This is a genomic window from Actinoplanes regularis (assembly GCF_900188005.1).
GTDB lineage: Bacteria > Actinomycetota > Actinomycetes > Mycobacteriales > Micromonosporaceae > Actinoplanes > Actinoplanes regularis.
Genome location: NZ_FZNR01000002.1, coordinates 883833 through 903120, shown reverse-complemented (window position 1 = coordinate 903120; position 19288 = coordinate 883833). Strand labels below are relative to the sequence as shown.

Genomic DNA, 19288 nt, shown 5'->3' with positions numbered 1-19288 from the left:
CATCCCGGACCGCTGCTGATCGGTTGATCCACCCGGGGCGTCATGCGGAGAAACCTTTCGATACAGTCGCCTCCCAGATGCGAAAGAGGCTGACAGAGCGACATGGCTGAAGACGGGACGGGCTCCGCGCCGGCCGAACCTTCGAAGACCGCCGGTGCGTCCCCGGCTGATCCGGCGAAGATCCACGCGGCCTCCGATACCGGGCTGGACGGCCTGGCGGTCGGCACCGGTGACGCGGACAAGACCGAGCACGCGCCTCTCGCCCAGTGGGCAAGCCGGGCCGGGGGCCACCCTCAGCCGCCGGCCGGATCCGCGGAGCTCCAGGTGCCCAGCGACCCGTGGCCGGCACCGATCCAGGGCCTGGGATTGGCTGCCGACCAGGCGGCGGTCGATCACCTGGAGACGCTGCAGTACACCCCACCGCCACAACTGCCTGACGCCGCCCTGCCCCCCACCCTGCCCCCCACCCTGCCCGCCACCCTGGTCGCCGGCCGGGACCGGGGCTCCCGCGGCCTGGTGGCCATCCTGGTGGTCACCGCCGCCGCCCTCCTCGCCGGCGCGGTCACCCTCGGCGCGCTCGTGCGGTCGCAGGCCGAGAAACGGGCGACCGACTCCACCGCGTCCGGGTCGTCCTCCGCCCCGGCCGCCGGCACCACGCGGCAGTCGTACCCGGCGTCCGTGCCGTCGACCGGCGCCACCGGCGACCTGAAACCGATCCCCGCCGGTCCGGTGGCGCAGGGCGTACCGCCGGAGACCGTCTACGAGATGGACGAGATCTGCCGGGGCGAGACCTACTGGCCGATGCTGCCGAAGCGGGCCGGCAAGGCACCTCACCCAGTGCTCGTCTACGGCGACCTGAGCGACGGGACGCGGCTGCCGTACACCATGTTCGACACCTGGTTCCTCAAGTCGAAGGCCAAGGAGACCGCCTGGTCCTACGACAAGCCCCCGACGACGATCCAGCTGGTCGCCTGCGTGGACCGGGTGTCGGTCGGCGCCAAGGTCCGCAGCTGCGGCGCCGGGGTGCTGTACCGCGCCACCTACCGTCTGCACGCCTACGAGACGGCCACCGGTAAGAAGCTCCTGGACACCAGGATCAAGGCGAACGACACCTCCTGTCCGCGGGTGGACCGGCTTCCGGACGACAAGATGATCTACATGGAGCCCAGCGAGTCCGCCTTGGTCGCGGCCCTACGCAAGTTCGTCGAGAAGTAGCCCGCGGGCACCGGCCCATCGGGAACAAGATCTACTCCGGGACGCCCACTACCGTCTCGGCCTCGGAGAGCCGCTCGGTCCCCGAGTTCGGCAGGATCCGCCAGCCGGTCCGTTCCAGGGTCTCCCGGACCGCGGCGATCTCCGGCACGTGCACCGGCACCAGCACCGACCCGCCGTCGTACTCATCGTCGGTGATCAGGCGGGTCACCAGGTCCGGCATCCGGTCGCCGAAGATCGCGTCCCACCGCTCGATCTCGCCCACCGGGGCCCCGGGCAGCACCTCCGCGGCGATCCCGGTGGCCCGCCGATCGCTCGGCAGGGGACCGGCGTCCTGCCGGCCGAGCCACGCACCGGCCGAGGCCAGCGCCGCGGCGACCACGAGCGCCACGAAGACCACCTCGATCCAGCGCCGGTGCCCGGCCTGGTGGCCGGTGTGCCGCACGTCCGTGGCGAGAATCGACATGCGGGCGCCTCAGGACACGCTGTCGAAGCGGGTGACGAACCGCCGCTGCCACGGCGTCTCCACCGCACTGCGGTGATAGTGCTCGCGCACGTACGCGACGGCCTCCTTCGGCGGCACACCGTCCAGAACGGCGAGGCAGGCGAGCGCGGTCCCGGTCCGTCCGCGACCACCCCAGCAGGCGATCTCGACCCGCTCACCGTCCGCGCGGCGCAGGGCTTCGATCAGGACCGATCTGGCGTACGACGGATCGGCCGGCAACCAGAAGTCCGCCCAGCGCACCCAGCGGGTCTCCCACCCGAACTCGGGCGGCGCCGAGCCCAGCAGGTAGACGCCGAACCGCGGCGCATGCCCGGACGGCATCGCCTGCCGCAGCCCACGCCCCCGGACCAGCAGTCCGGACGGCAGCCGCAGCACCCCCGCGGTCCCCGGCTCCCAGCCCGTAAATGCGGTCACGTGTCGGGATGCTAATCCGTTAGGGTCCACGCCTTGTGATCGCTCCTCTGGTCCGAGCCGTGCTGCCGCCCCGAATCGGTAAAAGTTTCCGCTGGCTGGTCGCCTCGTCCTGGGCGACGAACCTCGGTGACGGCATCTCCGCGGCGGCCGGCCCGCTGCTGGTCGCCTCGCTCACCGACGACCCGTTCCGGATCGCGCTGGCCGCCCTGCTCTCCTGGGCTCCGCCGCTGGTCTGCGGCCTGTATGCCGGGGTGCTCTCCGATCGGCACGACCGGCGCCTGATCGTGCTGATCGCGAACGCGGTCCGGGTGATGGTGCTGCTCGGGCTGATCGGCACGCTGGTCACCGGGCGGCTCTCGGTCGAGCTCGCCCTGGTCGGCCTCGGGCTGCTCGGCACGGCCGAGGTGTTCGCCGACAACACCACCGGCACGCTGGCCCCGATGCTGGTGTCCCGGGACGACCTGCCGCTCGCCAACGCCCGGCTCCAGGCCGGTTTCATCACGCTGAACCAGCTGGCCGGCCCGCCGGTCGGCGCCGCGCTGTTCGCCGCGGGCCGGGCCTGGCCACTGGTCGCCGAGGCGGTGCTGCTCTGCGCGGGGACGCTGCTGGTGTCCCGGGTGACCCTGCCGCCGCACGGGCGGGCCGAGCCGGCCGCGAGCGTGCGGCGGGATCTGGTCGAGGGGGTGCGCTGGGTGGTGCGTCATCCGGCGGTACGTACCCTCTGCCTGATCGTCCTGATCTTCAATCTGGCGTACGGCGCGGCCTGGTCGGTGCTGGTGCTCTACGCGAGCGAGCGGCTCGGGCTGGGCTCGGTCGGCTTCGGCCTGATCACCACGGTCGGGGCGGTCGGCGGAATTCTCGGCACCGTGGCGTACGGCCCGCTCACCGCCCGGATCAGCATGGGCAACCTGATGCGGGCCGGCCTGATCATCGAGACCGGCACCTACCTGATCCTGGGCGTCACGACTTCGCCGTGGGTGGCGCTGCCGACCTTCTTCCTGTTCGGGGTGCACGAGTTCGTCTGGCGGACCACCGCGATCACGGTCCGGCAGCGGGCGGTGCCGGCCCAGCTGCAGGGCCGGGTCGGCGCGGTCAACATCATCTGTGTCTTCGGCGGCATGGTGGTGGGTGCGGCGGTCGGTGGCGTGCTGGCCTCGCGTTACGGCGTGATCGCCCCGTTCCGGGTGGCGTTCGTCTGCGCGGTGGTCTTCCTGATCGCGCTCTGGCCGCAGATGAAGCACATCGCCCACGGGGATTCCCGGCCGTTATAGTCACTGCCATGCACAGCATGTTCAGCGAGCGACGCCGCCGTCTTCACGGCCGCCGCTGAGTCTGTGCTTTCCACCGGCGGGTCGATCCCGCCGGTTCACTGTGCGTGCCACCGGTCGACCCGCTTCGTTCGTACGTAGAAGTGGGGTTGACCTTGAATCTCGAAGCTCTTCTGCAGGACCGGCTGGCACCCGCCCTGGAAGCGGTCGCCGGCCACCCGGTCGATCCGGCCGTGCGGTCGTCGCCGCACGCCGATTTCCAGTCCGGTGCGGCCCTCGCCCTGGCCCGGGAGTTGGGCCGGCCGCCCCGGGAGATTGCCGCCGAGGTGGCCGCCAAGACCGATCTGGCCGGTGTCGCCGAGATCGCCGTCTCCGGCCCCGGCTTTCTCAACCTGACCGTTTCCGACAGCCTGCTCACCGAGGCCCTGCGGCGGATCGCCGCCGACGATCGGCTGGGGGTCCCGCCGGTGGCGGCGCCGGAGCGGGTCGTGATCGACTACTCCGGTCCGAACGTGGCCAAGGAGATGCACGTCGGCCACCTGCGGTCGACGATCATCGGGGACGCGCTGGCCCGGATGCTGGAGTGGCTGGGGCACGATGTGATCCGGGTGAACCACCTCGGCGACTGGGGCACTCCGTTCGGAATGCTCGTCGAGCACCTGATCGACCGGGGCGGCGCCGGTGACCACTCGATCGGCGACCTGACCGCTTTTTATCAGGCCGCACGGGTCAAGTTCGACACCGACGACGACTTCCGGACGCGGGCCCGGCTCCGGGTCGTGGCGCTGCAGTCCGGCGACCCCGTCTCGCGGGAGCTGTGGCGGAACCTGGTCGCCCAGTCGGAGCGGTACTTCCTGGACGTCTACGCCCGGCTCGGTGTCACGCTCGGTCCGGACGATTTCGCCGGGGAGAGCGGGTACCAGGCCGATCTCGACGGCATCGTCGCCGAGCTGGGGGAGAAGGAGCTGCTGGCGGAGAGCGACGGGGCGCTCTGCGCGTTCCCGGAGGGTTTCACCGGGCGGGACGGCGCCGCGCTGCCGCTGATCGTCCGCAAGGCCGACGGCGGTTACGGGTACGCCGCCACCGACCTGGCCGCGCTCCGGCACCGGATCGGGCGGCTCGGCGCGGACCGGCTGCTCTACGTGGTCGGCGCCCCGCAGCGGATCCACTTCGAGATGGTCTTCGCGGTGGCCCGGGCGGCCGGCTGGCTGCCGGACGGGGTGACCGCCGAGCACATCGGATTCGGCTCGATCCTCGGGTCGGACGGCAAGATGCTGAAGACCCGGGCCGGCGACACGATCAAGCTGGCGCGGCTGCTGGACGAGGCGGTGACGCGGGCGTCCGCGCCGGCCGTCGGGATCGGCGCGATCAAGTACGCCGACCTCTCCGGCGACCGGCGGGGCGACTACGTCTTCGACTGGGACCGGATGCTGGCCAGCACCGGCAACACCGGCCCGTATCTCCAGTACGCCCACGCCCGGGTCCGGTCCCTGTTCCGGAAGGCCGGCACCGGGTCCGGCACGGTGACCGTGACCGAGCCGGCCGAACGGGACCTGGCCCTGGTCCTGCTCGGCTTCGAGCCGGCCGTGACCGCCGCCGCCGAGCGGGCCGAACCGCACCGGCTCGCGGTCCACCTGCACGAGCTTGCCGCCGCGTTCTCGGTGTTCTGGGAGCGGTGTCCGGTGCTCCGGGCCGACGGCGCCGTGCGGGCGAGCCGGCTGGGGTTGGCCGCCCTCACCGCACGCACCCTCCAGACCGGAATGTCCCTGCTGGGGATCGAGGCGCCGGAGGAGATCTGAGCAGATGTCAGGGTCGCCCCCGGCAGCCTGTCGCGGCTGCCGGGGGCGTGTCGCTCTCGTCAGCCGAGGTGGCCGACGATGCCGATGAGCGACTTCAGGGCGGCGAAGATCAGCGTGGCCACGAGCAGGACCGCGAGCGCCTGCAGGATCGTCCAGCGGAGCCGGATGATGACCCGTACGGCCAGGTAGAGCGTGAGCGCGCTGCCGAGCGAGTAGGTCATCAGCGCTACCCGGGAGCTTTCGTCAGGGACCGCGGCACCGGCACCGGCGAGCACGGCGACGGCGCCGGCGACGACCAGGCCGCACCGCCTGATCGCCGGATACACCTGTCTTTTAAGGAAGGATTGATTTACGGGAATCTCGGAAACCGGTATTTTTGACAAGGCGGACTCTCCGGAGTGCGTTGGAGCGGGTGCCCCTCGAGATCGCGCTGGGAATCGGGACCTCGGGGGTGCCTGTGCCGGGGGAGTTGCGTTGAGCGTGGTTTCGGGCGGAGTCACCGAAAGCGCGGGCCGGCACGCGGTACACGGTGGACCCCGAGGTGGCCTGGCAGCCGAACACCGGGCGCTCCACACCGTCATCTCCGCCTCCCTGGAATCAGCTTCAGGGACTTGAATGAAGTTCAGGCTAAGCGGCTCCAGTCGAATGAAACAAGCTTCAGCCGTTGATTCACTCATGTTCACGCGTGCTCTTGAGCATTGTTTGCCGATCGCCTACCGAGGTACTGGTCGTATGGGGACGCTTCCCATAAGATTTTCGGACCTACCTGAAGTTTCAGTGAAGGATTCATCTCATGCAGCCGGGAGAGCTCGACGGTGCGCGTCTGGCCCGGCGCCTGCGCGAGTTGCGTACCGCGCACTGGCCGGAGCTCAAGGTCACCCAGCAACAGGTCGCCGAGGCGGTCGGCGGTGAGAGCGGCCCGCTGAGCCTGTCCCTGATCTCCTCCTGGGAGTCGGTCCGGAAACCCGTGCTGCCGCCGGCGAACCGGCTGGCCGGATACGCGATGTTCTTCGCCACCCGGCGCTCCGTGGAGTCCAGCCCGGCCCGCCTGCTGAGTGAGCACGAGCTGACCGCCGACGAGCAGCGAGCCAGGGAGGAGCTGCACGCCGAGCTGTTCAGCCTGCGTTTCCCCGGTGGGGATCCCACGGAGCACGACCCGCAGCGCGCCGCCCACATCGGACCGGCCGCTGCCGTGGTCGAGCCCGGCACCTGGTATTTCCCGGATCAGCGGCCGATCATCATCGTGAGTGGGAGCCTGCCGAAACGCTTCCGCGAGCGGATGCCGTTCACGGACACCAAGGATCGCGACTACGTCCGGTCCTACAGCCTGGCCGACCTCGACGCGCTCATCGAGGTGCATGGTCACATCCGGGCGGTGAACCCGGCTGCCGACGTCCACATCCGCCGCTCCGAGGAGATGGTGGAGGACGACTTCACCTCACATCTGGTGCTGATCGGCGGCGTCGACTGGAATGCGGTGAACCGGGACATCACCCGCCGGCTCGATCTTCCGGTCCGCCAGCAGCGACGGCCCAACGACGAGGACATCGGGTGTTTCTCGACCGCCGACGGCCGGGTCCTCGAGCCCGTTCTCGACCAGTCGAACGGGTTACTCCTGGAGGACGTCGCCCACTTCTTTCGTGGGAAAAGTCCATACAATGCGCGCCGAACAGTGACATTGTGTAATGGCATGTTCGGACGCGGAACCTACGGTGCCGTCCGCGCGTTGACCGACGCGAAGTTTCGTGATCGAAACGAGAATTACATCCGGCAACGCTTCCCGAACGCGGCCGCGTTCAGCATGCTGATGCGGGTCCGGATCAATCCGAACGGAGCCGTGGTGACGCCCGACTGGACGCAGGACGCGGAACGGTTGCACGAGTGGCCGTCCGCGGCCGAGGAATGAGCCAGGTCGGACACCATCGTTCCCATCGCGGTCTGATCCAGACGTCCGCGCCGGGTGACCATCGCGCACCGGTGGACGCCATCATCGTGCCCAGCAGCCGTTCCGGGCTTCTCCTCGTCGAGGCCGGGCGTCTCGCCGTCCTGCTGGACGCCACGCTGCTTGTGCTGTGCAGCAAGTACACCGATCCGCGGGTGGTGATCGAGCACCTGGCGCGGATGTCGAACCTGAGGGTGGCCGCGGTCGAGTTCCCGAAGGACGGGGCGCCGGGCCTGCCGGTGCTCGAGACCTCCACCGTTCTCGGCCGGTCACGACTGCAGCGCCGCGCCGACACGAGCGCCAAGCGCAATCTCGGGCTGGTGCTGGCCCGGATGTCCGGGTGGCGCAACGTGGTCTTCCTGGACGACGACATCACCGTGCCGGACGCGTACGACCTGGAGCGGGCCGCCGCGCTGCTCGGCACCCACGATGGTGTCGGGCTGGAGATGGGTGGATATCCGGACAACTCAGTGGTGTGTCATGCGAACCGCCTGACCGGCGACAAGCAGCAGGACACCTTCATCGGGGGCGGCGCCCTGGCGGTGCCGGCGGACCGGATCGACTCGTTCTTTCCGGAGATCTACAACGAGGACTGGTTCTTCCTGCTCGGCGACGCCGGTCTGCGGCCGGTCGGCCAGATCGGTCGCGCGTGGCAGCGGGACTACGACCCGTTCCTCAACCCGGACCGGGCCCGTGGCGAGGAGTTCGGCGATGTGCTGGCCGAGGGGATCTTCGCCCGGCTGGATCACGGCTTGCCGATCGCCGTGGAAAGAAGCTACTGGTCCGAGTTCCTCGCGGTGCGCCTCGAGCTGATCAAGGGCATCGAGAACCGGATCGACCGGGGCACCCCGCGCGGTGAGCAGATGCTGAAGGCGCTCGGTGCGGCCAAGGGGCGGCTGCGGTACATCCAGCCGGAGGACTGTGTCCGCTACCTCGAGGCCTGGCGGAACGACCAGAAGACCTGGCGGGACTACATGGGCGGCATCGGCCGGAACTCCGAGAACGCCGTGGGGCCGGCGACGGTCCAGGCGGCGCTGCGGAGCTTCGGCCTGGTGAGCCTCACCTCGCCGGCTCGGGATCGGTCCCGGACGAAGCCGGAGCGAGCGGCGCTACGGTCGAGGCGGGAGATGTCCGTTCTGCACTGATCCTGGTGGAGCGCGGTGGTGGTCGATGGTCCGAGGCCGGGCTTCCCGGAGTGCGTGGTGTTTCCGCTGGGTATCGGGGCACTGGGCGAATTTGAGGAAACTTTGACGAGCGTGCAACCTTCCGTTGATCGACCGACGGGCTGATCCCCCGTTAGGGTGCGTTGTTTGCGGCGCCCACGAGGCGCGCGTACCGAACTTCTGTGAAAGGTTCGCAATGACGCTTTCCAACGGCGTATCGCGGCGCGGTGTGCTGGCCGTCTCGGCGGCTGCCGCCACGGCGCCGCTCGCGTTCCCGGCCGTGGCGCAGGCCGGTGGCAAGGGCCACCCGACACCCCCGCCGGCCCCCCAGACGTACCACCTGACCGTCCTGGGCACTTCGGACCTGCACGGCAACGTGTACAACTGGGACTACTACAAGGACGCCGAGTACGACGACTCCGCGCACAACGACGTCGGTGTCGCCAAGGCGGCCGCGCTGATCAACAAGCTGCGTGCCGAGGCGACCGGCGCCACGCTGGTCCTCGACGCCGGTGACACGATCCAGGGCACCCCGCTGGCCACGTACTACGCCAAGCAGGAGCCGATCACCGAGACCGGTGAGAAGCACCCGATGGCCAAGTCCATGAACGTGCTGCACTACGACGCGGTGACGCTGGGCAACCACGAGTTCAACTACGGTCTGCCGCTGCTGAACCTCTGGATCCGCCAGCTCGGCTTCCCGGCCCTGGCGGCGAACGCGGTCAGCGCGAAGACCGGCAAGCCGGCGTTCACGCCGTACGTCATCAAGAAGGTCTCTCTCGGCCGGCACGCGCCGACGCTGCGCGTCGGCATCCTGGGCCTGACCAACCCGGGCGTGGCGATCTGGGACAAGGGCAACGTCGAGGGCAAGCTCAAGTTCCTCGGCATGGTCGAGACCGCCGCCAAGTGGGTGCCGGTGATCCGGCAGCGCGGTGCGGACGTCGTGATCGTGGTGGCGCACGGCGGCGACAGCGGCATCTCCAGCTACGGCTCCGAGCTGCCGAACGAGAACCCGGTGGCGCTGATCGCCCAGCAGGTGCCGGGGATCGACGCGATCCTTTTCGGGCACGCGCACGCGGAGGTCGCGCAGCGGTTCGTCACCAACACCGCGACCGGCCAGCAGGTGCTGACGTCGGAGCCGTCGAAGTGGGGCCAGCGCCTCACCAAGATGGACTTCGAGCTGGTCCGCGAGCACGGCTGCTGGAAGATCACCAGCAAGGCGTCGGCGACGCTGAACACGAACACGGTCGAGGCCGACCCGAAGGTGCTGGCCGCGGTGCAGAGCCAGCACAACAAGACCGTGGCGTACATCAACCAGGTCGTCGCCGCGTCGACCCAGGAGCTCTCCGCCGCGACCTCGCGGTACGAGGACACCCCGATCCTGGACTACATCAACAAGGTGCAGACCGACACCGTGGTGGCGGCGCTGGCCGGCACGGCGTACGCGAGCCTCCCGGTCCTGTCGATCGCCGCGCCGTTCAGCCGGACCGCGGTGTTCCCGAAGGGCGACGTCAAGATCAAGGACGTCGCGGGGCTCTACATCTACGACAACACCCTGGAAGCGGTCGTGCTGACCGGCGCCGAGGTGAAGGCGTACCTGGAGTACTCGGCGAAGTACTTCAAGACCCTCGCGGTCGGCGCCCCGGTCGACGTGGCGAACATCAACGAGAGCACGGTGCCGGACTACAACTACGACACCCTCTCCGGGGTCGAGTACGACATCGACATCAGCAAGCCGGTCGGCAGCCGGATCACCCGGCTGCAGCTCGGCGGCGTGGACGTCGCCGCCGACGCGCAGTTCGTGGTCGCGGTGAACAACTACCGCCGCTCCGGTGGCGGTGCGTTCCCGGGCATCGTGAAGACCCAGGTCTACAACGAGCAGAAGGAGATCCGCCAGCTCCTGATCGACTGGGCGCAGGCGGAGGGCAAGATCGACCCGGCCGACTTCTTCGTCAAGAACTGGCAGCTCGTCCGCGAGGGTGTGCCGGTCACCTTCTAGGCGACCGTTTTCCAGACGCCGTCGGTGTCCGCCTCGATGTGAATCGCGGCGGACCGCCCGTCGGCCAGCTGGAACGTGCAGTCGTAGGGGCGCAGCCCGTCGGCGCCACGGTCACCGACCGGCACACAGCCGCCGGTCTTGACCGTGGTGCCGACCGCAGCCTCGACCCGCCCGTCGCTCAGCACCTTCTCCTGCACGGCGGCGGTCGCCCGGTCCTCCCGGGCGTTCTGGTAGATCGGCAGCGCCACCTCGGCGATCAGCACCCACCAGAACGCCGCCCCGCCCAGCAGCGCCGCCAGGAACGCGACCCAGTACGGGGCGGGGGACCGGCCGTAGACCCGGGCCTGGCCGGACCGCCGTATCGCCGAGCCCACACCCAGCACGCTGAGGAAGAACGTCCAGCCCACCACGGGCCGCCAGGACGGGCCCGGCGGCCGGACATCGCCCGCCATCGCGTGCGGGAAGCGGACCAGCAGCCCGCCGTGCTTGTTCTCGGGCGAGCCGTACGGCGGGACCGTGCCCCCGAACGGCAGCGGGCCCAGCTCGGCGGTCTCCGCCTCCTGCTTCCCGACCCACGGCGGCGCGGCGGGGTACTCGTTGTGCGACATCTGGACGGTCAACTTGCGCCCTTTCCGGTAGCGGCTCGGGTGCAAATTCCTCCGTGCCGCCCGGGTTCATCGGCCGGGGCCGGGCTGAGTTGAGGTTTAGTTGCGGCCGGTTGCGATTTCGGTGCCGTCCAGCGGCACCTGCATCTCGGTGACCCACTCCGCGAGCTCGGCGGGGCAGTGCAGGTACACCTCGCGGGCGTAACCGGGCGGGACCGGACGGTACCCGTTCTCCTCGATCCAGGCGGCGATCCTGCCGCCGGTACGGAACGCCTCCGACATGGGTCCCTGGTGCACGGCGGAGGCCGCCTCGATCGGTGGCAGCACCACCACGTCGAATCCGGCCCCCTCGGCTCCACCGACCTCGGCGTCGCCGATCGGGAACGCCGCGTGCACGGTGATCGTCTCGTCCTCGGGCCCGGTCGGCGCCGGCCTGTAGTACGCCAGCGGGGAACCGGTCACCGCCACCCCGGCCCGCAGCAGGAGCTCCTCGAGACGCGGGTAGAGCGGGGACAGGTTCTCGGTGATCGACGTGGGATGGTCGTACCCCAGGGCGGTGGCGGACAGCTCCGCCACCCGAACCGCGGGCACCTGCTTCAGGACGACGTCTCCGGTGTTCATGTGGCCCTCCGCCTCGATCATGCGGAGACGCGCGTCGACCAGGGCGAGGCGGGCGTTGTCCCGCTCCACCTGGGCGGCCAGTTCGGCCCGCCGCAGCCGCAGCATTCCGCGCAGCTCACCGGGCTCGACCTTCTCCTCGATCATCAGCTGCACCTGGTTCAGGCTGAAGCCGAGGTCCTTGAGGGCGAGGATCCGGTTGAGCCGCAGCAACTGCTCCGCGGTGTAGAAGCGGTAGCCGCTGTGCGGGTCGACGTGGGCGGGACGGAGCAGACCGATGGCGTCGTAGTGGCGCAGCATCCGCACCGACACCCGGCCCAGGCCGGCGAAGTCTCCGATACTCAACATGGTCGCTCCACCGTCCCGCCTGACACGGTGTCAGGGTCAAGTCCCGGCGTTCGGCTCCGTCGGCGGGGTGGTCGGCGTCGGGGCCGTCGTGGTGGTCGTCGGATTGTCCGTCGGCGGGGTGCTCGTCGGCTTGTCCGTCGGCGGGGTGCTCGCCGGGCCGGTGCTCGGCGGTGCCGACGGCGCCTGGGAGGTGGCCGTGGCGGTGGGCGCCGTGGTCCTGGTCTTCTTGGTGGGGGCCGTGGACGGCTCGGCGGAGTCGGTCTCCACCGGGGCCGCGCTCTCCTGGTCGTCCGGGCCGAACGGCTGCTCGACGGTCTGATTCGGCTTCGTCTTGGTGGTGCCGCCGTCCTTGCTGGCGTCGGCGCCGGTGCCGCTGGACAGCGCCCACACCACCCCGAGGCCCCCGGCCAGGACGAAGAGCGCGACGATGACGATCATCAGGCCGCGCTGCGTGCGCGGCATCGCCACCGGTGGCGGCGGCATCGGCGGCGGGGCCGGCGACATCCGCGGTCGGGTCATCGGCTGCGAGCCGGTCATCGAGCGCGGGCCGCTCAGCGAGTGCGTGCCGGTCGTCGAGTGCGAGCGGGGCATCGGCTGCGTGTTCGGCGCCGGGCTGATCGGCATCGGGCTCCGCGGGGCGATCAGCGAGGTGCCGGTGAGCCGTTTCCAGTCCTTCGGAGAGCCGACCGCCGCGTAGGCCGCCTCGGCGAACTCGGCGGCGCTGGCGAACCGGTCGGCCGGCTGCTTCGCCATCGCCCGGGCGATCAGCTCGCGCACCTCGAACGGCACGTAACTGGGCAGCGGTTCCGGCTCGTCCTCCAGGTGCCGCAGCGCCACCTGCAACGCGTTGTCCCCGTCGAACGGGGGGTAACCGGCGATGCAGTGGTAGGCCACCGCGCCCAGCGCGTAGACGTCCGTGCCGGGCGTCAGGTTGCCCTTGGCGACCTGCTCGGGGGCCATGTAGAGGGCGGTGCCGACGATCGCGTTCAGCCCGGTCATGCTGGTCATCGCGTTGGACCGGGCGACGCCGAAGTCGATCAGGATGACCGCGCCGCTCGGCTTCACGATCAGGTTGCCCGGCTTGATGTCGCGGTGCACGATGCCGGCCTCGTGCGCGGCGTGCAGCGCGTCGGCGGCCTGCGCCACGATCGACAGGGTCTCGTCGACCGGGATCGGGCCCTGCTTCACCCGGTTGGACAGCGGCTCGCCCTCGACGAACGCCATCACCAGGTAGGCGACCTTCTCCGGGCCGCCGGAGTCGCCGGCCTCCGCGTAGTCGTAGACCTCGACGACGCCGGGATGCCGGAACGCGGCCATCATCCGGGCCTCGCCGTAGAACCGGGCGGCGAACTCCGGATCGTCCAGCATCGCGGTGCGCAGCACCTTCACCGCGACGACACGGCCCAGCACCACGTCGGTGCCGCACCACACGTCACCCATGCCACCGGTCGCGATCCGTTCGTCCAACCGGTAGCGGTTGTCCAGGAGATGTCCCGCACTGAGCACCAGGTGGACCTTTTCTGATCGGGCGGCCGGGCCGCGTGAGGCGTTCTGATCGTGCGCAACGCCGCTCAAGAGTACAGAGCCCGGCCGATCAACGGGAGGGTCAGCGGAGGCACCTCTATTTCGGTCACGAAATCCTCGATGAGCTGCGGCAGGACGGTGCCCCGCGACGCCGGGAACCGGGCCCGGAACCACGGGGTGCGGCGGCCGGATCCGGCCGCCGCACCCCGTCGAACTCTTCGTTCCGCCGCGGTCACTCCCCGTACGTCGGGGTGACCATCACCGCCGTCTCGGAGAGCTCGAGCTGCTCGTTCTCGGCCTCCCGCTCCAGCGCGGCGCGGGCGGTCGTCGCGGCGACCCAGCCGGCCGCCAGGCCGAGCAGGCCGATCCCGGCGATCAGGCCCCACGGCCGGCCCGGTCTCCGCCCGGCCAGTGCGTTGGCGGCGGCGTTGGCACGGGTCCAGGCTTCGTCGGCGGCGTCACCGGCGAGCCCGGCCAGCACCTGACCCTTCTTGCTCGCCCGGTGGGCCAGCTTGTGGCTCCGCTTGTTGGCTTTCGCGGCCAGTCTGCGGCCGCGCCGGCCGGTGTCACCGGCCAGTCTCTGACCCTGCCGGCTCGCCCGGTCGGCCGTGGTGAGGGCCTGCTTGCCGGCGTCCTTGGCGGTCTCCCCGGCGGTCGCCATGGCGGCCGACAGGTATTCCCAGGCCTGGGAGGCCGTCCGTTCGGTGCGGTGGTTCCTCGTCGCGAACATCTCGGTTACCTCCTGCGCTCGCCCTGCACTCCGGTTCGTGCCCCGGTGGGGACCGCGGCAAACGTCCGGCATGGATGGCATCACGTTTTCAAAACGATTTGACGGCCCCCAGTAGTCTTGACCTCGCTCACAGGGCCACTCAGGTGTCTAACAGGTTCGGGGCCTAACCTTTCGGTCAGTTTCACCGAAACCTTCCGGGGGTAGTCCCTTCCACCCTGCTCTTCAGGGTGATCTGGACGGCCTGTCGCACAGAGGAAACAACGCCCGGGACGACCGGGCGGGTGGAGGGAAGAGGCGTGACGCTGTCGATTACGACGTCGACGCTGGCTGACGGCGCCGTCGAGATCTCGCCGCGCGGCGAGATCGACGTCGAGAACGCGTACGAGATCCGTGAGGCCGTGGCGGCTCAACTTGCCGTCGGCTCTCCGGCGCGCATCGAGCTCAACATGCGACATGTGACCTTCATCGACTCCGTCGGCATCAGTGCCCTCGTGGCGGCCTTCCAGCTGGCCCAGGTCAGTGGGGTCAAGGTGGTGGTGACCCGGCCCAGCCGTTTCGCTCACAAGCAGCTCTGGGTGACCGGCCTGCTCGGCCTCTTCGGCAATCCGCAGGCCGAGTCCGACGGCCTCGCCTCACTCGAAGGCGTCTCGCCTCTGTAGGGCAGACCCACGGTCCCGATCTGTGACATGAGTCACTTCGGGGCTAGATCGTCCGGGACTGGAGTCGGATCGCGTCGACGTTGATCCGGACCCGGGTGTCCTCGTGGGGCGCGCGGATCGGCGTGACCACGGCGAAGTTGTCGGCCAGGGCGGCCAGGTCGGTGCCCGGATCCAGCTCCTCCTCGGCGGCCTGGACCGCTGTGCGTACGAAGCCGTCACCGGCCTCGGCGATGCTCATCTGGACCTGACCGAAGCGGGCGAGGGACGCCTGCTTCAGCCCCCGGATGCCGTCGAGGTGCAGATCCGGGACGTTCAGGTTGTAGACCGTGCCGGGCGGGGTGTGCATCAGCGACGGCATCATCCGCACGGCCAGTTCGGCGCCGCTGGCCCAGTGGTGTTTCTCCTCGTCGGCCTTGTGGATGGCGTCGAGGGCGGCGCCGCCGCTGGCCGCGGTCGCCTGGGCCGGGGTGAGCACGTCCAGCGAGACTGCCAGGCCGCGCAGCCCGGCGTGCGAGGCGGTCAGCGTCGCGCCGACGGTCCCCGAGTGGACCACCGCGGCACCCGCGTTGGCGCCCCGGTTGATGCCGGAGACGACCAGATCCGGCGGCGGGCCGAAGGCCTCCCGGAGGGCGAGCAGGACGATGTACGCGGGGGAGGCGGCCACGCCGTACGCCGGGACGCCCTTCGCGCCGGCCAGGTCGTGCGGCTCCGACACGATCTTGCCGTCGTGCACGACCGCGGTCATCGACGCGCTGCTACCACTGGACTCGCTGAGCGGGGCGGCGACCACCGTGTCGTACCCCGCGTGCCCGAAAGCCCGTGCCAACCAGCGGATGCCCGGTGCCTCGATGCCGTCGTCGTTGGTGATGAGGATTCTCAGGTTGCGCTGGGTGCCCGGATTTGCGGTCATGATGCCTTCCTGATCGGGGTCAGGCGGACTCGTTCGGTCAGCACCCGGACGGCGTCGACGTGCCCGGTCCCGAGGCCGTGCCGGGTGACGTTGAGGGCGCCGGCGGCCGCGCCGGTGCGCACCGCTTCGGTCATCGAGCCGCCGTGCGCCAGGGTGGCGGCCACTCCGGCGGTCATCGAGTCACCGGCGCCGCGGTGCTCGGCGGCGGTCAGCCGGGGCAGGGTGACCGAGTAGATCTCGTTGTCGACCAGGGCCAGCGCGCCCTCGTCGGCGCGCGACACCAGGACCGCCTCGGCGCCGTCCGAGTTCAGTTTGACCAGGGCATTCAGCAGCTCATGGGTGGAGCCGTCGGAGGCCAGCCCATCCTTGATCAGCTCCTCGTGGCTGATCTTGACGACGCTGAGACCGGCCGCGAGCACCTCCTCCAGGTACCGGCCGCACAGGTCGGCGATCACCCGGCAGCCGTTCGCGCGCAGATCGGTGGCGAGCCGTCCGTACACCTCCGGCTTGATCACCGAGGGGTGCGCCGGGCCGCTCAGGATCGCTATGCCGGCTCGCAGGCCCTCGGCGAGGGTGAGGTTGTAGAGCTCGTCCAGTTCGTGCCGGGAGAGCGGGACGCCGGGCCGCTCGGCGATCTGCTGGCGGCTACCGCTACGCCGGTCGTGCACGTACCAGCCGGTGCCGTGGTCGCGGGTCACCAGCCGCATGGTCACCCCGGCCAGTTCCGTCATCAGTGGGGTCAGCACCCGGCCGACCTCGCCGCCGGCGGCCGTGCAGAGGGTCACCTTCGCACCCAGCGAGGTGAGCATCCGGGTCTGCCAGATGCCCTGGCCGCCCGGATGCACGTGCAATTCGGGTTCGTCGTGGTGTTGCTCGATGGTCACCGTCAGCTGTGGAGCCGGCGCGAAGACCATGACCCGACCGTCGCTCATGTTTGGCATTCTCATCTTTTTGCGCATCCGGCGTGGCGGATACCAAAAAGAACAGAAGCGACCTTTCAGGCCTCGAAACCTTTGCCGGTGAGCTCGATGATCGCGTGGGTCAGTTCCGGGCGGGCGTCGAGCAACTCTTCCAGACGGATGCGCCACTTGCCCGCCTCCAGGTCCGTGGCGGACCGGTCACCGCCGGTCCGGAGATCCGCCGCCACCAGCCGTTCGTGGGTGGCGATCAGTTCGGAGTACATCTCCTGGCCGAGCAGTTCACGCAGCCGCCAGCTGAAGTCGAAGAAGTCCGGACCGCGGGCGGCGCGGACCAGGGCACGGGCGCCGTCCCAGATCACCCGGGGGCGATGTTGAACCGGTGGGGTCATGGATCAATTGTTTCGCCATCGATGTGATGATCGCCATACCGGTCACCGTCCGGAGAGGGACACGGCAGCCGCCCACACCGGCCGGCTCCGGCGTCCACGACGCCGGAGCCGGCCAGAGCCTTTACGGGTGCCAGGCGGGGTTCGTGCCGACCGTCGTCAGGCGCTGGGTGGCGCGGGAGAGGGCGACGTACAGGGTGCGGACCCCGGCCCGGTCGATGGCGATCTCGCCCGGCTCGACCAGCACGACCGCGTCGTACTCCATGCCCTTGGCCTCCAGCGCGGTGACCACCTGCACGCGTTCCGGCAGGCCCTCCACCCAGCCGGCCATCTCGTCCCGGCGCGGCACCGGGGCGATCACGCCGATCGTCCCGTCCACGTCCGCGAGCTGTTTCTCGGTCAGCTCACGGACCGCCGCCGGCAGCAGGGCCCGGCCCGTCACCACGTCCACCGGATCGACGCCGGTGGAGCGCACCGCCGAGGGCAGCGGCAGGTCCGGCATGATCGCCCGGATCACGCCGGCCGCGACCGCGAAGATCTCCGACGAGTTCCGGTAGTTGGTGGTCAGCGCGTAACCGTTGCGCTTGCGGGAGCCGAGCGCCCGCTCCCGGGCCCGATCCAGCTCCTCCGGGTCACCGGACCAGGCGGTCTGCGCCGGGTCGCCGACGATCGTCCAGGACGCGTACTGCCCACGGCGCCCGATCATCCGCCACTGCATCGGCGAGACGTCCTGCGACTCGTCGACGACCACGTGCGCGAAGTCGCGGTAGTCCTCCTCGCGCTGGACCTGCTGGGCCCGCGCGGCGGCCTGCCGGTCGGCGTAGGTGCTGACCTCCTGGATCCCGTCCCGTACGTGGAAAGGGTTCTTGGTCTTCTTCGCGGCCTGCCGCGGGCGGCCCATCAGCTCGTCCAGCTCGTCGAGGAGCGCCACGTCGGCGATCGTCGGCCCGTGCTCGGCCAGCCCGTCGAAGGAGCCCTCCAGGGCGGCGATCTCCTCGCGGGAGAGCAGCCCGTTGGCGTACGCCCGGAGCCGTTTCGGCTCGGCCAGCCAGCGCAGCACCCGCATCGGGGTGAACCGCGGCCACCACGCCCGCAGGAAGTTCCGGAAGTCGCCGCGGTCGGCCAGCTCCGACTCGAACTCCCGCTTCTCCGGCAGTCCGGTCACCTTCTGCTCGCGGGCCTGCGCCCAGAGCGCGTCGAAGACCCGGTCGAAGCCGTGGCCACGGACCTCGTTGCGGCGCGCGCCCCGGGGCAGCGCCTTGCGCCGGATCTGCTCCAGCTGCTGGGCGTTCAGCCGCAGCAGCACGCCGCGGTAGAGCAGGCGCAGCTCGGTCGGGCCGCCCGGCACCGCGTCGTGCGAGGCACGCTCGAGCACCCGCCGCATCCGCAGCGAACCCTTGATCGCGGCCACCTCGCCCGGATCGACCCGGGTCGCGTCGTAGCCCGGCACCAGTGAGCCGAGCGAGCGCAGGGTCGCGGTCTCCTCGCCGAGCGAGGGCAGCACGGTCGCGATGTACTCGACGAACACCCCGGACGGGCCGACCACCAGGATGCCGCCGCCGGCGAACCGGCTGCGGTCGGAGTAGAGCAGGTAGGCCGCGCGGTGCAGGGCCACCGCGGTCTTCCCGGTGCCCGGGCCGCCGGTCACGATCGTCACCCCGCCGGCGGGGGAGCGGATCGCGTCGTCCTGCTCGCGCTGGATGGTGGCGACGATGTCACGCATCCCGCGGCCGGTCGCCTTGGCCAGGCTGGCCAGCAGCGCGCCGTCGCCGACCACCCGCATGCCGGGCGGCGCCGACTCGGGGTCGAGCAGGTCGTCCTCGATGCCGAGCACCCGTTCCCGGCTGGACTGGATCATCCGGCGCCGGACCACGCCGAGCGGCTCGGCGGGGGTGGCCCGGTAGAAGGCGGCGGCGGCCGGTGCCCGCCAGTCGACGACCAGCGGCTTCGAGCTGTCGTCGCGGATGCCCATCCGGCCCACGTAGTGGGTGGCGCCGGTCTTCAGGTCGAGACGGCCGAAGACCAGGCCCTCGTACTCGGTGTCCAGGGCGTGCCGGCGGCGGGCCGCGTGGAAGACCATCGCGTCGCGCTCGACCAGGGCCCCGAAGGTACCCACGCCGGCCAGGCGATAGCCCTCCTTCTCGGCCCGGGACGCGTCCTGGCGCAGCTCGGCCAGCCGGGCGTACACCAGGTCCACATGCTGCTGCTCGACCGCGATCTCCTGTTGCAGGACGGTGGCGTCGCTCAAGTCGGTCGTTCTCCCTTTCATGCGCACCACCAGCGCTC

18 protein-coding genes are annotated in these 19288 nt (G+C 70.4%); 7 read left to right on the top strand and 11 right to left on the bottom strand.

Annotated elements, in window-relative coordinates:
- Positions 1–102 precede the first annotated feature (102 nt).
- The gene (locus tag CHC09_RS48345; protein WP_089292526.1) at positions 103–1215 is read left to right on the top strand and encodes a hypothetical protein; all 1113 of its coding nucleotides are present in this window, start codon (positions 103–105) and stop codon (positions 1213–1215) included.
- A 31-nt stretch (positions 1216–1246) separates the two neighbouring features.
- Here the strand turns inward: CHC09_RS48345 and CHC09_RS09190 are convergent, their stop codons facing one another.
- The gene (locus CHC09_RS09190) at positions 1247–1678 is read right to left on the bottom strand and encodes a hypothetical protein (protein ID WP_089292525.1); all 432 of its coding nucleotides are present in this window, start codon (positions 1676–1678) and stop codon (positions 1247–1249) included.
- Between the two features lie 9 nt (positions 1679–1687).
- Positions 1688–2131, bottom strand: coding sequence for a protein-tyrosine phosphatase family protein (locus tag CHC09_RS09185; protein ID WP_089292524.1), 444 nt, complete (start codon positions 2129–2131; stop codon positions 1688–1690).
- Positions 2132–2169: 38 nt separating this feature from the next.
- Between CHC09_RS09185 and CHC09_RS09180 the strand changes: the two genes are divergently transcribed.
- A complete protein-coding gene (locus tag CHC09_RS09180; RefSeq protein ID WP_089292671.1) occupies positions 2170–3402 on the top strand; it encodes an MFS transporter in 1233 nt (410 codons plus the stop codon).
- A 152-nt stretch (positions 3403–3554) separates the two neighbouring features.
- Positions 3555–5198 carry an arginine--tRNA ligase gene (gene argS / locus CHC09_RS09175; protein ID WP_089292523.1) on the top strand — a complete coding sequence of 548 codons (1644 nt, stop codon included), beginning with the start codon at positions 3555–3557 and terminating at the stop codon, positions 5196–5198.
- 59 nt (positions 5199–5257) lie between these two features.
- Here the strand turns inward: argS and CHC09_RS09170 are convergent, their stop codons facing one another.
- Entirely contained in the window at positions 5258–5524 is a 267-nt protein-coding gene (locus CHC09_RS09170) for a hypothetical protein (RefSeq protein WP_089292522.1), read from the bottom strand.
- A 467-nt stretch (positions 5525–5991) separates the two neighbouring features.
- On the opposite strand from CHC09_RS09170, the gene CHC09_RS09165 reads away from it, so the two are divergent.
- From CHC09_RS09165 to CHC09_RS09155, 3 genes are all read left to right on the top strand, one after another.
- On the top strand, positions 5992–7104 hold the full coding sequence (locus CHC09_RS09165) for a helix-turn-helix domain-containing protein (protein WP_089292521.1): 1113 nt from the start codon (positions 5992–5994) through the stop codon (positions 7102–7104).
- A 71-nt stretch (positions 7105–7175) separates the two neighbouring features.
- Positions 7176–8285 carry a hypothetical protein gene (locus tag CHC09_RS09160; protein ID WP_143232250.1) on the top strand — a complete coding sequence of 370 codons (1110 nt, stop codon included), beginning with the start codon at positions 7176–7178 and terminating at the stop codon, positions 8283–8285.
- Positions 8286–8499: 214 nt separating this feature from the next.
- Complete coding sequence (locus CHC09_RS09155) at positions 8500–10302, top strand: bifunctional metallophosphatase/5'-nucleotidase (protein ID WP_089292519.1); 1803 nt, start codon at positions 8500–8502, stop codon at positions 10300–10302.
- Here the strand turns inward: CHC09_RS09155 and CHC09_RS09150 are convergent.
- The 4 genes from CHC09_RS09150 to CHC09_RS09135 all read right to left on the bottom strand — a co-directional run bounded on the left by CHC09_RS09150 (position 10299) and on the right by CHC09_RS09135 (position 14127).
- The gene (locus tag CHC09_RS09150) at positions 10299–10922 is read right to left on the bottom strand and encodes a hypothetical protein (protein WP_089292518.1); all 624 of its coding nucleotides are present in this window, start codon (positions 10920–10922) and stop codon (positions 10299–10301) included. The two genes, CHC09_RS09155 and CHC09_RS09150, sit on opposite strands and share 4 nt — an antisense overlap.
- Before the next feature lie 84 nt (positions 10923–11006).
- Entirely contained in the window at positions 11007–11873 is an 867-nt protein-coding gene (locus CHC09_RS09145) for a MerR family transcriptional regulator (RefSeq protein ID WP_089292517.1), read from the bottom strand.
- A gap of 36 nt (positions 11874–11909) precedes the next feature.
- Positions 11910–13379: a serine/threonine-protein kinase gene (locus CHC09_RS09140; RefSeq protein WP_089292516.1), complete on the bottom strand. Its 1470-nt coding sequence runs from the start codon at positions 13377–13379 to the stop codon at positions 11910–11912.
- Between the two features lie 250 nt (positions 13380–13629).
- A complete protein-coding gene (locus CHC09_RS09135) occupies positions 13630–14127 on the bottom strand; it encodes a hypothetical protein (RefSeq protein ID WP_089292515.1) in 498 nt (165 codons plus the stop codon).
- A 296-nt stretch (positions 14128–14423) separates the two neighbouring features.
- Between CHC09_RS09135 and CHC09_RS09130 the strand changes: the two genes are divergently transcribed.
- Positions 14424–14786: an STAS domain-containing protein gene (locus CHC09_RS09130; protein WP_089292514.1), complete on the top strand. Its 363-nt coding sequence runs from the start codon at positions 14424–14426 to the stop codon at positions 14784–14786.
- A 43-nt stretch (positions 14787–14829) separates the two neighbouring features.
- On the opposite strand, the gene surE is transcribed toward CHC09_RS09130, so the two are convergent.
- From surE to CHC09_RS09110, 4 genes are all read right to left on the bottom strand, one after another.
- The gene (surE, locus tag CHC09_RS09125) at positions 14830–15696 is read right to left on the bottom strand and encodes a 5'/3'-nucleotidase SurE (RefSeq protein ID WP_089292513.1); all 867 of its coding nucleotides are present in this window, start codon (positions 15694–15696) and stop codon (positions 14830–14832) included.
- Positions 15693–16637 carry a PfkB family carbohydrate kinase gene (locus CHC09_RS09120; protein WP_239138137.1) on the bottom strand — a complete coding sequence of 315 codons (945 nt, stop codon included), beginning with the start codon at positions 16635–16637 and terminating at the stop codon, positions 15693–15695. Before CHC09_RS09120 ends, surE begins: the two co-directional genes overlap by 4 nt.
- A gap of 56 nt (positions 16638–16693) precedes the next feature.
- The gene (locus CHC09_RS09115; RefSeq protein WP_143232249.1) at positions 16694–17005 is read right to left on the bottom strand and encodes a hypothetical protein; all 312 of its coding nucleotides are present in this window, start codon (positions 17003–17005) and stop codon (positions 16694–16696) included.
- A gap of 121 nt (positions 17006–17126) precedes the next feature.
- Entirely contained in the window at positions 17127–19250 is a 2124-nt protein-coding gene (locus CHC09_RS09110) for a HelD family protein (RefSeq protein ID WP_089292511.1), read from the bottom strand.
- Positions 19251–19288 lie beyond the last annotated feature (38 nt).